Here is a 16,809-nt window from a genome sequence, read left to right as displayed (position 1 = left end):
ATTAATGGTCTTCTATGGGTAATGAAGCCAATTCAGTTGCTGCTGATTGGATCTTTGCATTTAAATTGTCCTTGATAATATTCCCATCCTTTAGGATTATGGTTCTATTGCTAAAAGAGGCAATATCCGGTTCGTGTGTTACAAAGGTGATGGTAATGCCTTGCTTGTTCAATTCCTGAAATAGGGACATAATTTCATAAGAGGTCCGGGTGTCCAGATTACCTGTAGCTTCATCAGCTAGAATCATCACGGGGTTGTTTACCAAAGACCTTGCAATGGCTACCCGCTGTTGTTGTCCTCCGGAAAGCTGCGATGGGGTATGTTGCATACGATCTGCCAAGCCAACTTTTTCCAAAGCTTTTATGGCGCGTTCCCTACGGTCTTCCGTGGATACCTTACTGTTGTACAAAAGAGGAAGTTCTACGTTCTCCAATGCCGAGGTCCTGACTAACAGATTATAGGATTGGAAAATAAATCCAATTTTTTCATTTCTTATGGTAGCCAAGGCGTTTTTGTCCAGATCTTTTACTTTTAGGCCATCTATCTCATAGGTTCCCGATGTGGGTTGGTCCAAGCAGCCCAAAATATTCAATAGGGTACTTTTGCCAGAACCACTAGATCCCATTATGGTAACAAATTCACCTTCTTTGATGGAAAAGGAAATGCCCTTCAATGCGTGGACGGTTTCGTTGCCCATGGTAAACTCGCGCTTCAGATCTTCAATTTTGATAATCTCTTTACTCATGGCTGCTTATTTTTTTTTGTTGGCTCCCGGGGGTTTTGGCATAAACGGACTTTCGCCAGCGCCCTCTGGTCCTGAAAGTTCTTGGTTGCTTTGGGATTTTAAACTATATACCAGCTGATCTCCTTCATCAATGTCGCTTAATATCTGTACGTTTACCCCGTCACTGGCTCCTAAAGTGACTTTTTTAGGTGAAATGGCCCCGTTTTCTCCAAGTACCCAAACCATACTGCTATTTTTATCCTCGGGCCTAGCTTGTCCTTTATTTTCCTCACCTGGTCGTGGCTGTCCTTTTGGTGGTTCAACGGTTATATTTTGTTGCTCATTATAGGCCATCATCACTGGTGGCGTAGGTTTAAAATTAATCGCCTTGGCTTCGGCGGTCAAGACGTCCTTCAGCTCTAAAGTATATATGGAAATGGTGGCAGTAAGTCCAGGTTTTAATTTTAGATCTGGATTATCCGCTTTTATGACTACCGTGTAGGTAACTACGTTTGAAGTTACTGTTGGATCCAAACGTATTTGGGTTACGGTTCCTTCAAAAGTTTGCCCTAAATAGGCATCTACGGTAAAGGTTACCCTTTGTCCATCTTTTACTCCACCTATATCTGCCTCATCAACATCCGCCTCTACCTGCATTTCCTTTAAATCTTGGGCAATGGTAAATAGGGTAGGGGTACTAAAACTTGCCGCAACTGTTTGACCTTCGTCTATAGCCCTGGAAAGTACTACACCATCAATGGGTGAATAAATATCGGCATAGCTTAAATTGGTTCTGGCTCTTTCTAGATCGGATAGGCGTTGGGTCACCGTGCCTTTTGCCGTTTCAAAATTATATTGGGAGTCATCAAAATCCGATTTACTGATTACCTGATTGTCATAAAGTGTTTTTTGTCGGTCGTAAATGGTCTGCATGTAGTTCCTTTGGCTCAAGGCGTTATCATAAGCTGCTTGTGCCTGGGTAAGTGCAGCCATTAGGTTTGTTTTATCCAATTCTGCTAAAAGTTGTCCTTCGGTGACTACACTGTTGTAATCCACATATATTTTTTCCACGACTCCAGATACTTGTGTTCCTACTTCCACTTGGGTAATAGGTTCTATGGTACCTGTTGCCGTAACCATTGTGGTAACGTCCCCTTTTTTGGCTGCAATGGTCTTGGCTTCTATTACAGCACTGCTATCGTCTTTTATAAAGCTGTATGCTACAATAGCTAGTATTACTGATGCAAGGCTGCCTAATATGATTCTTTTTTTATTTTTCATTTTGATTAAAGTTTAATGTCGTTTCCTTGGTAAAATTGAAGCAATTGGTTGTACAATAGGTTAAGGTATTTGGCCTGGATATAGTTCTGTTCGGTGTTGGTATAAGTGTTCTGACTTACAATAAAATCGGTAGTGCTCAGTGCACCCAATTCATATTGTTTTTGTGCCAGTCTGAAGGATTCACTTGCTGCATTTCTGGCGACATCGGCGGCTACCATTTGACTTTGGGCCGTATTGGCATTTAGCCAGGCCGTTTCTATTTTTTTGTACAATTCCTTTTCTTCTTGCTCCAGTTCCAATTTGGCGATATCAATGTTTATTTTGGCGGATTGCACCTCCGATTTCGTTTTGTTTCTATTAAAAATGGGCACGTTCAGGGAAAGCCCCAGTCTTTGGTTGAAGTTCAGGTCGAATTGATCACTGAAGTTGAAATCTTGAGTTGAGGTGTAACCGGTGCCTAAACTTCCTATTAGGGAAAGGGTTGGAAGGTAGCCTCCCTTGGCAATATCCAAGTCCTTTTCAGAAAGGGATACATTTATCTTGCTAGCATTTATTTCCGGAAGGTTTTGCAAAGCTTCGGAATATACCTCGTTGAGATCCGGGACAATATTCAGGATAATTTCGTTGGAATCCGCAATCCCGAAATTAGAATCGGGAGGTAGCTCCAATTGTTGTTTTAAGTTCAAAAGCTGCAGTGCATAATCGTTTTTTGCATTTATAAGAACATACTGGTTGGTGGCGGTTTGCGATTTTGCATCGGTATACTCCTTTATGGCAATGGAACCGGCATCCAATCTGGCCTTGGCCCTTTCTTCCTCCTTTTGCGATACCTTTAGATTATTTTCCGCGATCAGGATATTCTCTTTGGCATATAGCAATTGTATATAACTTTCTGTAATGCTCAGAGTTATATTGTTCATTGCCTCCTCTTCATAGAGCGCATATTGATCAATAAGCAGTTTTCCCTGTTTGATCTGATTATTTATCTCATTTCCTTGAAAGAGGGTTACTTGGGAATTCAAGCCCATGCTGGTCGAATTTATTTGCTGGGAAACAAAATCGCTGGTAATAGGGTCAATGGAATTCCCATTGGTGAAGTTTTGAGAGGCATTCCCCGATAAATTTGGCAATCTAGAGGATTTTGTAGCCAAATAGTTTGCCTCTGTCCTGTTCTTGGATAGTTGGGCCTGTTTTACAGTAATATTGTTTTCAAGGGCATAGAATATGCACTCTTCCAAGGTCCATATCTTCTGTTCCGAATCAATCGGTACTTGCCCTTGTGCAAACTGAACAACAAAAATGATTGCCAAAATGATATTTTTTTTCATGGACTGTAATATTTCAAATCAAATATCCCGCTAATGGCAACCAACTTGAAATGAAATAGATTGTTGCGGTAATTGACTATACCAATTCCCGTTTTTTATCGATGGAATTTTTTTGGAATAAGGAACAGCTATCAGGGATTTGTGAAATTTCAGCGGAAAGTGTGATTTCTAATTTATGGCCTTATAGGGCGGTGCAATTTAACGAGCTCTTGGAAAGTGCACCTAAAAACGAGGTGGCTTATTATACCCAATTACTGAACACCACAGCTCAAAATCTAAATGTTTGGTGTAGAAAGGAATACGATAAGACGGCATCGGAAGTTATCTCGGGAAATATTGTTAAAGAAGCACAGCGATTATTGCGTTACACGGAACTCACGGTTACCGAAATCACCTTCAAGTTTGATTTTAAGGATGTTTCCCATATTGTGAAGTATTTTAAACGCCATCATGGAATTGCGCCGAAGCACTATAAAACAGGAATTATACCTTAAATATTTCAAATATACCATGTTACAATGTTATTTAAATGTAAATTTGACGCTTGTTTAAATAACTGTTACAAAATGAAATTACGATTACATTTTTTGCTTGCCTTACTTTTAAGCTCACCCCTTGTTTTTGGACAGATTACAGGTAGAATTGTGGATGGTACTGAGGAATACCCGTTGGAGTATGCTACAGCGGCACTTTATAATCAGGAAAATGGAGCATTGGTGGCAGGGGTAATTACCAATTTGGAGGGAGTGTTTACAATTCCAGATGTAAAACGCGGTGTTTATTATTTGGAAGCTTCCTTTATAGGCTTTCAGACCGAAACAATCAGTGATATACATATCCAAAACCGTAACGTTAAAAGCGACCTAGGTATTATATCCCTTAGTATTGGTGATAACCAACTTAGTGAGGTAGTGGTGCAATCGGAAAGGAAAACTGTAATCAATAAAATTGATCGGCAGGTATTTGATGCCAAGGCTTTTCAGAACACCCAAGGTGGATCTGCCACGGACGTAATTAAAAACCTACCTTCTGTAACGGTCAATGGCCTAGGTGAGATCAGTGTGCGCGGAACCACGGGCTTTGTAGTATTGCTTAATGGGAAGCCCTTGCAGGGCAATGCAGCAAACCTGCTTTCACAATTTCCTGCCAATGCCATTGAAAGGGTAGAATTAATTACTGCACCTTCGGCCAAATATGACCCGGAAGGTAAAGGAGGGATTTTGAATGTTATCACAAAGAATGGTGCAGCCGATGGGGTATATGCACAGATAAATGTAAAGGGCGGTTTACCGTCCATTGAAAAATACGATAATGCCGACCCTCATCAACGCCATGGTGTGGATGCTACCTATAATCTTCGTAAAGGGGATTGGAATATTTCATTGGGCGGCAATTATCAGCGCAATGATATTGGTGGAAGGAGGGAAGGCGATGTATTTACTATTATCAATGATACCCTTACCCAATTTCCTTCGGACGGGGAACGCAGCTCTGATGAAATAAATTATAGTGGAAGGTTTACGGTAGATTATACGCCCGACACAAAAAATACCTTTTCGCTTGGATTTTATGGAGGAAAACGAAGTACAGACCGTCTTGCGGATATATTATATTATGACAATCACGCTATTACCCCTGCTCAAGGCGGAGACCGGGTGTACACCTTTCAATATTATAACCACAACCTGCGCACACGCAAGGGAGATTTTGTCTTAGGAAGTTTCGACTATGCCCACAAGTTTGATAATGGTTCACAGTTGTCATCCTCCATTTTATATGAATACACCTTACTGGGAGGCCCAACGACCAATCAGAATTTGGGCTATCCTGATAACAATATTGTTTGGCAGGATGAGTACAATACCAATGACAACCCTTTGCATGGAGTACGTTTTCAGGTAGATTATGCCTTTAAGCCGTTCTCATTTGGACAATTGGAAACAGGTTATCAGTATAGAAACCTAAACCATACCGGGGATTTCGTTTATGAAAGAAAAAATAATAGTACTGGAGAATTTGAACTGATCCCTGAATTTTCAAGTGAGGTGGATTTGGCGCGGAGCATTCATTCCGGATATGCCCAATTGAGCGGCACCCAGGAGAAATGGGAATATGCAGCCGGACTTCGGTTGGAAGCAATGGACAGGGATTTTGATCTTAGGGATAAGACCAATACCATTGACACCACTTATGTTTATGATCATGTAAAATTGTTCCCATCCGCATCGGTGCAATATTCCTTTGAAAACAACACTAAATTAAAAGCTGCATATAGCAAGCGTGTTGAACGCACCACGACCTTTAAAATGAATCCCTTCCCAGAACGTGAACATTCAGAAACCTTGGAACAGGGGGATCCTACGCTCTTACCGGAATTCATTGATCTTGTTGAGGTGGGAGTGACCAAGAACTTGCAAAAAGGAAATTCCATCTTCGCCACTGCCTATTTTAGAAATGTCGACAATTTGGTAAATAGGGTAAATACCGTTTATAACGATACTATTCTGAACCGAATCTATTCCAATGTTGGGAAAAGTAGGTCCTTGGGACTGGAATTGGGTACGCAATTGAAACTAACTGAAAATTGGTCCAATTTTATCGGCGGTAATGTATACAGCTATAAAATTGAAGGTGTTTTTGACAATAGAAACATAGATAGCGAAGCTGTGGTCTATTCCGTCAACGCCAATAGTACCTATAATTTTTCCGATACGGCATCGGCACAGTTTACCTTTAATTATATCTCCGATCGCAACACCGCTCAAGGTGAGGATTCGCGCTTTTATTCGCCAAACCTTACTTTGCGTAAATCCTTTTTGGATAATAGGCTTACGGCCACATTGCAATGGCAGAACATAGATATGGGGTTATTGGACACCAATGAACAGCGCATAACCACCTTTCGCGAAAATGAATTCTATACCACTACCAATTACGTATATGAGGTAGATATGATAATCCTTAACCTTTCCTACACCTTTAACAAAAACAAAAATAAATCCAAATTCATTGAAAGTGAATTCGGTAAGCGGGAGTTTTAGACATCTGATTGGAAATGATAATTGTTACATGTCCAGAAGCTAATTTCTGAACTGGAAGTAGGTAAGGGGTACATTTTTATGAATGGGATATTGAAAATCGAATTTCTATCTTTTCAACGCAAAGTGTCCGCTTAAGTAGTTATTATCGCCAAGGTTCAAAGTAAACCAATAATCCGATTCCGGCAAGGGTGCACCCTGGGAACTGCCGTCCCAGCCTTGGCTGTCATATTCCAATTGACGTACTAACTTTCCATACCTGTCATATATAAATACTGCTGATCTAAGGGTTGGATTCAAATCTGCCCAGTTGGGATGCCAGAAATCATTTATACCATCTCCGTTAGGTGTAAAAAATTTTGGATATACCGTATTTTTGGTCATGTCTATACAACTAGTGGGGTCTATGGTAACACTGAAATTGGATTGTTCCCAACATAGGCCAGTATCGGTAATTATGTATATGAGCTGGTTTTTAGTGATTATATCCCCTGCATTCAGAGTGTTGCCAGTTCCGTTGGTTTCAGTATTGTATTGGTTTCCAGAGGGAAGATCCGGGAGTTTATAATTTTCACATACCACAATATCCCTTTGCGGCTCTAAATATAGCCAACATTCTTCCACGCTATTAAATGAATATTTTGGACAGCCACTAGCAATTTCCATGTCATTAAATGGGGTTATGGTCACAAAAATAGTAGCATTGTTCGGAAAATCTATTTCCTCGGTATAATTGACCATATAAATAGTTTTACTTAGTATGTCATCGGCGGTAGCGGAAGTGCCCAAGGTTAAAAGGTAACCTGATGCCCCCGGGGTTTCTGTCCATGAGATAGTGGTAGTGGAAGGTATGTTTACGGAGCCGTTTGGTGGACTTACAAGAGTTGGACATTCCAACTGGGCATAAGAGACCAAGCCAAATAAGGCTAGGGGTAGGTATAATAATATTTTTCGCATTCCACATCGTTCAAGTTATACAATATACTGGAAATACCTCATTTTGAACATGGTCAAGCTTATTATATTAAGGAAAATCTTGCCTATGGTCTTAATTTGGATTAATTCAACTATTTTATGAATGGAGGTGTCGACTTTCTAAATTATCTTAAATACTTTAGGTAGGGCTATGTGACCTTAAATAGTTAACAAAGAAAATTTACAAATGGTTAGGTCCACTAGCAACCAAAGGATTTGGGTTTTGGCGAATAATCGGCTTTGGTAGACCGTTGAAATTTGAACTAGATGTATAATTGGTTAATTTTGTCCATGAATAACACCAAGAGTTTAATGAATTTGAAATTCCAAGTTTTAATTTTTAGTTTAATATTTTTTTTGGGCCTTCCCAAGTTGAAGGCGCAGACCCAGGATCTTGATACCATGAGTACATGGAAAATGTTGGGGTATGACGGGGCAAGTGCCTTTGGAGGATTAAAGCATGCCTATTCCAGGCCATTTCATTGGGAAAAGGACGATTTTATAACCGCAGGGGCCATTATCTTGGGAACTGGGGCGCTGTACGCATTTGACGAAGAAAGCTCCGATTGGTTTCGGAATCAGGAGGAGGACGTTCCAGGGATATTCAAGGAGACCGGTTATTACCTTGGAAAACCACTTTATAACTACTCCATCAATGGAGGGGTGTATTTAATTGGACTTTTTACGAAGAATGAGAAATGGAGAAAAACAGGGGTGCTCTTAATTTCCTCGGCCACTACGGTAGGATTAATTCAGTCTGTGAGTAAAACTTTTGTTGGGCGGGCCAGGCCTATAGCCGATGTGGGAAAAGGAAACTTTAAACCATTTAGCAAGGAAGCCGCCTATCACAGCTTTCCCTCAGGGCACACTATATTGGCATTTACTACATTTTATGCCATAGGCAAGCAATTTAAAAATCCATGGGCCAAGGGTGGGTTTTACACTTTGGGGCTTCTTTCTCCGGTTACAAGGCTTTGGAGCGGCGCCCATTGGCTAACGGATGTGGCCTTGAGTGTGGCTGTAAGTGTTGTGGTGGTAGACTCAATAGATAAATACCTTAATAAGGAACGGTATCCCGGGATTATGTCTAGGGACAAAATTAGCTGGAGACTGCAAGTTGGACCAGGAACCATAGGCCTAAGAGGGACTTTTTAGGTTTTTAATAGGTGTGTTCTTTTTAATTAAAATATAGTGTTTGCTGGTTTTGTATATTACCATCTATTTCAACATCAACCTTAATCCGCCAAGCAAGTAATATGAAGTTCATAAAACAGTTTTTATATAGTCTATCCTTTTTAGGGATAGTAATTTTAAGCGTAATGTGTAAGGACGAAAAGAAAAAGGAAGTAACCCAAAAGATTGAAAAAGTGAGTATTGAAAAAAACGAATTTGGGACTACGCCAGATGGTGGGAAAGTGGACCGCTATACCCTTAAAAATAGTTCAGGAATGACCGTGGATATAATAACCTATGGCGGAATTATAACTTCCATCAAAGTTCCAAACAAAGAGGGAGTTTCAGAAGATGTGGTTTTAGGGTATAACAACCTAGACCGGTACATGGAGAGTAGCCCGTATTTTGGAGCAATTATAGGCAGATATGGAAACAGGATCGCCAAAGGAAAGTTTTCTTTGGACGGAAAGGAATATAGTTTGGCCGTTAATAATGGAGAAAACCATTTGCATGGAGGTATTAAGGGTTTTGATAAAGTGGTTTGGAAGGCATCAGAGGAAACGGGTGAATATTATGCAGCCTTAAAATTGGTTTATTTGAGCAAGGATATGGAGGAAGGCTATCCCGGGGGCTTGAATACAACGGTTACATATACGCTTAAGGAGGACAATTCTTTGGATATGCTCTATGAGGCAACCACAGATAAAAAAACAATAGTAAACCTTACCAATCACAGTTATTTTAATCTTTCAGGAGACTTTTCCAAAACCGTTCTTGATCAGGTCCTCAGTTTGAATGCGGATAAATATCTTCCGGTAGACAATACCTTGATCCCCACAGGGGAAATTGCCGAGGTGAAAAACACTCCGTTCGATTTTAGAAAACCAACATCTATAGGAAGCAGGATAGAGGCGGACGATGATCAATTAAAGAAAGGCGGCGGTTACGATCACTGCTGGGTTTTAAACGGTCAGGACAAAGGACATCGACTGATTGGAACGGCCTATGACCCAGAAAGTGGCCGGGTTTTGGAAGTGTTCACCACTGAACCAGGGGTACAGTTTTATTCTGGTAATTTTCTGGATGGCACCCTTCCTGCCAAGCAAGGGGGAACCTATAAAAAAAGAAGTGGCTTTTGTTTGGAGACACAGCACTATCCGGATTCTCCAAATCAATTGGATTTTCCATCGGTGGTACTCAATCCAGAAGAAAAGTATAGCTCAAAAACTACCTATAAATTCTCTACTAAATAAGGGGGACATTGATGTTAATATTGTGGTCATTTACCATTAAAACATCACCTTCTTGACTTAGGAAGAAAATTAAGAAGAAGGGAAACGCCAATAAATCTCAATTTAAAGCAGACATTACAATGTCTTCTTCCTGTTGGTTATGATGGTTTGGGAAATAAAGAAAAGAAAAGGGAAGTGCACAAAAGTATTCTTCCCCTTTAATTATTTTAATAGGTCCTTCTTTTAACTATTTTGTAGGTAATTAGCGCTAAGGCTATAAGCAGACAAAGCACAATAGAGATGAAGGGGTTATTTTCTATAAGCTTTACAATTGGGGCAACTATTTCCATGACATATAATGATTTCTGATTATCTAACAATTAGATCAATTATTAACGATTTTTTTACTTAGATATTTTATCGGTACAAAGGTTGCTCTAAAACTTCTTAAATAAATTGCAAAACACTCAAAATCTTTGTTAAAATTACTTGTAAACACCCTCGTTTTAATGGGATTATCGATGGCAAGTATTTAATATGGGCAATTAAAATGGGCTGCGAATCCCCACAATAGGCTGAATTTCAACTCCTTGGAAATACAAAAAAAAGGGGTGTATGAAACACCCCTTTTTAAATAAATTGTCCTGTAATATTGTGATAATATTTTTGTTTCCTCCACTCTGGCCTAAAACAAAAACCTCAATAAAAATTCATTTGTGTTTTTGGCACTGGCCAGTTCGCTACGGGTACTTACCTCATAGGCATATCCCAATAGCAACCTTTTTTTAATGCTGATATTCACCAGTCCGGCAAATGCCCCATCTGTCCTGTAGCTGCCCCCGAATTCAAAAATGTTGTCAAAGGAAAGCATAGCGTTGAAATCTACGGAAACAGGTGCCCCACTAACATAACGCCCCATGGCAGATGGCCTCAACATTAGGTTGGTGGCCGGATTCAGCATCAGCTCATACCCGGCCGTGGCGTAGACATGTGGCTTTGCCAAGGCCGCCGTGGCCACACCGTTGTCGTTATCCGCACGTTCCGTAGAAAGGAGACGTGGAACCGCCAAAGAAGCATACCACTTACCACTTTTCAACAGGGCCCCTACTCCCACATTGGGATTAAAACGGGAGATGGAGGAGATACTGGGATCCGAATTTACATTGTAGGTCTCCAGGCCGGAGGTGTTAACGCTGTACGAGTTACCGCCTGCCTTAAGCCCTAGGTAGAGCTCCGTTCCTTGGGACAACTGCAGCCTATAGGAAAAGTCGATGCCCGTAAAGGTCTGGCTTTCTACAAAGGTATTGCTGTTGTAAATGGATATCCCTATCCCCAAATTCTTGCCCAGGGTGGTCCCGAAGGATACCGCCTCTGCACTGGGGGCATCCTGGACACCCGTCCATTGTTGCCTGAAACTGGCGGTGACCATGGTCTCCCCATCCACGCCTACGAAGGCGGGATTATAGGAGTTCATATGGTACATATAATTGGTGATCACCCCTTCCTGCTGGGCAAACAAGGTGCCGCCCACCAACAAAAGTGCGCCTAAAAAAATCTTATTGAATATCTGCATGTTGATAATGTCTTTAGTTGAAATTAATGGTTTGGTTAACGTGAAGTGATATAAAGCCATCCGTCCTGGTCTACTTTACCATCACCGTCGAAATCGATCTGGAAATAATAAGATCCGGCACCGGGTAATTTGTTATTTAGGTTTTTGTAATGCCCGTCCCAATCATTCTGATAGTTCCTGGCCGAAAAGACCTCTTTGCCCCAGGTGTTGAACACCCTTACCAAGGAATTGGGATGGTTCTCAATACCATAGATGCTCCAGGTATCGTTGATGCCATCGCCATTGGGCGTAAAGCTTTGCGATACTTTAAGTTCCATGGAATCACAGACATCCCCTATGCCATCATTATCGGCATCGCGCTGGTCAGTATTAGGAGTTTGTGGGCAATTGTCCAATGAATCCAGAACACCATCTCCGTCGGCATCCTTCTGGGAATCTGCACAACCTATAGCATCCACGTTTTCACCGGATGGGGTATTGGGACATTCGTCCTGGTCATCGTTTACACCATCGTTGTCTGAATCCTTTTGGGAAGGAGTACAGCCATAAGCGTCCACTGCTTCATCTTCGGGGGAAGCGGGACATTGGTCTTCCGCATCGTTCACCCCATCAAAATCTGCATCCTTTTGGCTATCTGAACAACCATTGGCATCTGCAGTTTCTCCAGTTGGAGTATTATCGCAGATATCATTAGCATCAGTGACTCCATCGTTATCACTGTCCCTTTGGCTATCGGAACAGCCATTGGCATCTACAGTTTCTCCGGTTGGAGTATTATCGCAGGTATCCTCGGCGTCAGGTACACCGTCACCATCGGCATCCTTTTGGCTGTTAGAACAGCCATTGGTATCAACAGTTTCCCCTGTTGGTGTGTTTGCACAGTTATCAACATCATCCATAACACCATCGTTATCGGTATCTTTTTGACTATCTGAACAGCCATTTGCATCTACAGTTTCTCCTGAAGGCGTATCGGCACAAGTATCAATTGAATCTGAAACACCATCGTTATCGCTATCCTTTTGACTATCGGAACAGCCATTGGCATCTACAGTTTCTCCGCTTAGGGTATAAGGGCAGGTATCATTGAAATCATTGACACCGTCGTTGTCCTCATCATAGCTTGAGCAATCTTTACCATTATCTATTATCTCCCAGCCATAATTATCAATAAGGTTTTGACGAGCTTGTTCTCCAAGACAATATGTACTGTTACCACCACTAAAGTCCAACAAACGTGATGGAACCTTTGTCTCTCCTGTATCCAAACTACTCCAGCCTAAAAGTATGCCGTCATAATTGATAGTAGACAAGGTTACATTTAGAAACATATCTTCGATGTAGGACAAACTACCTATATCCCATGTCCCAAGATTTTGATCAAATAGAGACGCATTTTTAAACATGTCCTCCATAGTTATGACATTGGATACGTTCCATGAACCAATATTTTGATCAAATGCAATGGCGCTTTCAAACATTCCTTGCATTGCTTCCACTAAGGCAACATTCCAAGATCCAATATTTTGATCAAATGCAGTTGCGTTGTTGAACATAAAGTCCATATCGGTTACGCTACTTGTATCCCATAAACCTATATCCTGGTTAAACATAGCTGCCCCTTGAAACATGCTACCCATTGTTGTAACATTGGATACATCCCATAATCCAATATCCTGGTTAAAAACAGTTGCACCCTTAAATATACTACGCATTATTGTGACATTTGATACGGTCCATGAACCTAAATCCTGGTTAAACATAGCTGCCCCCTGAAACATGTTAGCCATTTTTGTAACATTGGATACATCCCATGAACCAATATTCTGGTTAAATGCAGCCGCACCATCAAACATACTGTTCATTGTTGTGACATTTGACACGTTCCAGGAGCCAATATTCTGGTTAAATGCAGTTGCCCCGCGAAACATACCAGCCATATTTGTGACATTTGATACGTTCCAGGGACCAATATTCTGGTCAAATGCAGTTGCACCGTATAACATATTAGACATATTTGTTACGCTGCTCGTATTCCATGAACTTATATCTTGATTAAAAGAAGTGGCATCAAAAAACATATAGGCCATGTTGGTTACCAAAGAAAGATCAGGAACATCTGTGGCAATTACTACCATATTGGAACACCCCATAAAACTATTTTCCATAGATGACCAAACTTGGCTTCCCCATTGTTCAATAGTCAATATTTTATCCTTATCTCCATCATAATTAAAATAAATATGCGGAAAGTATCCTGAAATCGCTACGGTGTAGGTGCCTGCAGTGGCATAGGTATGTGTTGTACTCCCCGTATACACGGTAGTATCCGTTGTACCATCGCCCCAATCCACGGTATAACTAAAGGTACCGGTTCCTGTTGGGATAGTAATTTGGTTGTCTGCAGATGTTCCTGGGTTGTCTGTTTTCCAGGTGGTGATAAAAATGTGGGAACAATCCTCTCCTCCATCGGTTATTGTCCAACCATTATCGTTGATCATCTTCTGGCGCGCAGTAACCCCGAGACAGAAGTTGCTTGTCCCTGCACCAAACCGAACACCAGGCTGAAGCGTTTGGTCGCTCCAACCCATCAATATCCTGTCATAGTTATCAGTGGACAAGCTTGAGCTGAACATTTCGCTCATATTGGCCACATTGCCCACATTCCAATTGCCAAGATCCTGATCAAATTTGGCAGCTCCTTGAAACATGAATTCCATGTTGGTAACATTATTTACATTCCAATGGCCAATATCTTGGTCAAATTTAGCTGTACCCTGAAACATGCTCCCCATGTTGACCACATTGCTCACATCCCACGACCCTATATTTTGATTAAATGCTTCGGCCCCAGCGAACATATATTCCATATCTGTAACATTACTTACATCCCAATCCCCTATCCACTGGTTGAAACTTTTCGTTCTCTCGAACATAAGCGCCATATTGGTCACTTGGCTTACATTCCACAAACTTATATCTTGATCAAAGGCAACGGTTCCATTGAACATTCCACGCATGTTAATGACATTACCAACATTCCAAGATCCTATACGCTGATCAAAGCTTAATGCAAACCAAAACATTCGTTCCATATTGGTCACATTAGTTACATCCCAGGTTGTTATGTCCTGGTTCATGTTTTCTGCGTAAGCAAACATATTACTCATATTGGTTACCTGAGAGAGGTCCGGCACATCCATGGCACTAATAACCATGTTTTTACAACCATTGAAACTGCTCTCCATTGAGGACCACACCTGACCCCCCCATTGCTCCACGGATAGTAATTTTTGGGCATCGGAACTGCCTATTGGGAATTGCAAATGCGGAAAATTACCACTAATGGTAACTGTATAAGTGCCTGCAGTGGCATAGGTATGCGTTGCACTCCCCGTATACACGGTAGTATCTGTTGTGCCATCGCCCCAATCCACGGTATAATTAAAAGTACCGGTTCCCGTAGGGATGGTAATTTGGTTGTCTGCGGAAAATCCCGGATTGTCTGTTTTCCAGGTGGTGATAAAAGCTGAACTGGCAGTAAACACAAGATTGTCTAGACCCATTCTATAATTGGCTGATCCCGTATATGAAACTATCATACTTGTGACCCCAATCCAATCAGCAGGAGAAAATGTGGTTACCGATCCTGCGAGGGCGCCAGAATTATCTGCGATACTAATTGGTGAACCTATGTTTGGTGTAAACACGTAATCAAGGCCTGTACTATTGTTAGTGAATTCTCCAATTTGAAAACTACTGATGTCGATAGGAATATTAAATGCAACCGTATAGGATTCATTTGACGCCATTACGCCTGGGTCTAGAAAGCCACTGGAAACCCCAGGAAGAATTCCTCCATCACTTCTGGTAGCTATTAAGGTTGCTGTGCCTGCTGAAGAACTAGATGTAACGGTTGGTGTTCCTCCACCCGTGTAAATACTCATAGTAAATTTATCTTGAGCGTAGGTTAATGCTGTTAACGAAAATAGCATTAAGGAAAAAAGGAATAAATTAAGCTGTTGCTTTTTCATAAAAGTGTATTTATTAATGTATTGGTTTTCAATTCTTGTTTTAGATAGGCTATCATAATCTTTTTAGGGATTTGTATTTCATGGTTAGGGTTTATAAATTGTATTTTTTTTATTAAAACTATTAAGCGACCTTTTTAAATATTTTGTACACTGTTCCATAGTGGTCTGCCTTATCTTAAAGAAAACCAGTTAATCGGGGGTCAATTATGAAGAAGAGGATGAATCTTATAAATAATTACCTACTTGAGTGCGCAAGGTATTTACGTGAATTAAGTATCAAGAATTAAAGTTGTCAATAGCCCAATTTTCATCCTGAACAAGTTAAAACTTGTGGTGTTGCATATTTGCGATAACTGATTTTTGAGGTAGTTGGTCGATAAAATATTTTGCCGGACCGCATAGGGGATTTTTTAAAAGGCCATTGATGCCCTTACATAAAAAATACAAGGGTAAGTAGAAAAGACTATATATGGGAAGTGGCCATGGATAAAGCGAAGGATGCTTGCTTAATCGGGATCGAGCTCAAAAGATATGTGTGAATTGGAAAAAGATAGAAGAGACTATCTCAGAGTTCGTGTTCTGTTCATTTCTTTGCATGGCCTGGTTATGTTCAGTTAAGCGTGTCATTGTTATTCCAGACCTAATCTTTCTGGATAGGTTAAGGCCAGAATAGAAATTACTTTGGTCCAACTTCTTGGTCTACAACGTTTATAGTTTGGTCGGTCTTCTTCTGTAGTGGAGATAGAAAGGCCGTAATAAAATATTGCTATAGGAGTCTAGGACCAAAACACTTCCTCAATGATTTGTCCACTAGAGCTTGCAACCAAATAATTTTAGACTTACACCCCAAATGTTACAATCCCCCACTAAAAAAGGGGACAAAACTAATTGGTGATTTTTGAATGTTCAAAACTCAGTTCAGCAACCTATTTCTTTTGTCCTTTTTCATGACTTTGGTGACCAGTTTAAATAGATGCGATTTAAGTTCCCTGTAGTGAACCGAGTATCTGTTCATTTCGGTATTCAATTCCCAATGGGTTTCCGTATATGCTTTTTCCATTTTTAACTGATCTATTTGATCAAGCATTATTTCCAATTGGTTTTCGTGGGCCTGGACTTTTTTCATCAGTACGATTACCTCTTTTTCTGCTGTGCTGATGGCTCCAATGATTTCTTTACTTTCGGTGAAAAATTCGGAATCCGTTAACTGTAAGGTGTACGATTTAACCAAGTCATTTAAGAACAGTTGTTCGTCCCTGATAAATTTTAATTCCGACATCCATTTTAGACTAGCCTCGTGCATTTCGTTGGGGTCTAGCCATTCGATCATTCTCTTTTTATTAATTGCAGCGTTCATAATGTTGTGTTTTAGATTAAATACATGACTCTTTAGGTTTTGATGTTCCCAGTATTTACAAGCTTAATTAGTAATGCCAAAAGCTGGTAATGGA

The 16,809-nt window shown here is 40.7% G+C and carries 11 protein-coding genes; 4 read left to right on the top strand and 7 right to left on the bottom strand.

The window, feature by feature from the left end; translation table 11 throughout:
• Window position 1: 1 nt before the first annotated feature.
• Genes H4O18_RS10285 through H4O18_RS10275 form a run of 3 tightly spaced genes read right to left on the bottom strand, consistent with a single transcriptional unit; the run spans window position 2 to window position 3,333 of the window.
• A complete protein-coding gene (locus tag H4O18_RS10285) occupies window positions 2-745 on the bottom strand; it encodes an ABC transporter ATP-binding protein (RefSeq protein WP_187584188.1) in 744 nt (247 codons plus the stop codon).
• Window positions 746-751: 6 nt separating this feature from the next.
• On the bottom strand, window positions 752-2,011 hold the full coding sequence (locus H4O18_RS10280; protein ID WP_425489134.1) for an efflux RND transporter periplasmic adaptor subunit: 1,260 nt from the start codon (window positions 2,009-2,011) through the stop codon (window positions 752-754).
• Entirely contained in the window at window positions 2,011-3,333 is a 1,323-nt protein-coding gene (locus tag H4O18_RS10275) for a TolC family protein (protein WP_187584185.1), read from the bottom strand. The genes H4O18_RS10280 and H4O18_RS10275 overlap by 1 nt, the downstream gene beginning before the upstream one ends.
• A 101-nt stretch (window positions 3,334-3,434) precedes the next feature.
• Between H4O18_RS10275 and H4O18_RS10270 the strand changes: the two genes are divergently transcribed.
• Both H4O18_RS10270 and H4O18_RS10265 read left to right on the top strand, forming a co-directional pair.
• Complete coding sequence (locus H4O18_RS10270; protein WP_187584183.1) at window positions 3,435-3,827, top strand: helix-turn-helix domain-containing protein; 393 nt, start codon at window positions 3,435-3,437, stop codon at window positions 3,825-3,827.
• A gap of 72 nt (window positions 3,828-3,899) precedes the next feature.
• Window positions 3,900-6,374 carry a TonB-dependent receptor gene (locus H4O18_RS10265; RefSeq protein WP_187584181.1) on the top strand — a complete coding sequence of 825 codons (2,475 nt, stop codon included), beginning with the start codon at window positions 3,900-3,902 and terminating at the stop codon, window positions 6,372-6,374.
• 105 nt (window positions 6,375-6,479) lie between these two features.
• Here H4O18_RS10265 and H4O18_RS10260 read toward each other — a convergent pair whose 3' ends face one another.
• Complete coding sequence (locus tag H4O18_RS10260) at window positions 6,480-7,328, bottom strand: T9SS type B sorting domain-containing protein (RefSeq protein WP_187584179.1); 849 nt, start codon at window positions 7,326-7,328, stop codon at window positions 6,480-6,482.
• Window positions 7,329-7,658: 330 nt separating this feature from the next.
• On the opposite strand from H4O18_RS10260, the gene H4O18_RS10255 reads away from it, so the two are divergent.
• Window positions 7,659-8,501 carry a phosphatase PAP2 family protein gene (locus H4O18_RS10255; protein ID WP_246474189.1) on the top strand — a complete coding sequence of 281 codons (843 nt, stop codon included), beginning with the start codon at window positions 7,659-7,661 and terminating at the stop codon, window positions 8,499-8,501.
• 101 nt (window positions 8,502-8,602) lie between these two features.
• Window positions 8,603-9,772, top strand: a complete 1,170-nt coding sequence (locus tag H4O18_RS10250) for an aldose epimerase family protein (protein ID WP_187584175.1) — start codon at window positions 8,603-8,605, stop codon at window positions 9,770-9,772.
• Window positions 9,773-10,436: 664 nt separating this feature from the next.
• Here the strand turns inward: H4O18_RS10250 and H4O18_RS10245 are convergent.
• From H4O18_RS10245 to H4O18_RS10235, 3 genes are all read right to left on the bottom strand, one after another.
• Window positions 10,437-11,324, bottom strand: coding sequence for a PorP/SprF family type IX secretion system membrane protein (locus tag H4O18_RS10245; protein WP_187584173.1), 888 nt, complete (start codon window positions 11,322-11,324; stop codon window positions 10,437-10,439).
• 35 nt (window positions 11,325-11,359) lie between these two features.
• Window positions 11,360-15,358: a BspA family leucine-rich repeat surface protein gene (locus H4O18_RS22375; RefSeq protein ID WP_187584171.1), complete on the bottom strand. Its 3,999-nt coding sequence runs from the start codon at window positions 15,356-15,358 to the stop codon at window positions 11,360-11,362.
• A 913-nt stretch (window positions 15,359-16,271) separates the two neighbouring features.
• On the bottom strand, window positions 16,272-16,715 hold the full coding sequence (locus H4O18_RS10235; protein ID WP_187584169.1) for a hypothetical protein: 444 nt from the start codon (window positions 16,713-16,715) through the stop codon (window positions 16,272-16,274).
• Window positions 16,716-16,809 lie beyond the last annotated feature (94 nt).

This window comes from Arenibacter arenosicollis (assembly GCF_014397245.1).
GTDB classification, from domain to species: Bacteria; Bacteroidota; Bacteroidia; order Flavobacteriales; family Flavobacteriaceae; genus Arenibacter; species Arenibacter arenosicollis.
This window is presented reverse-complemented; position numbering and strand designations above follow the sequence as displayed.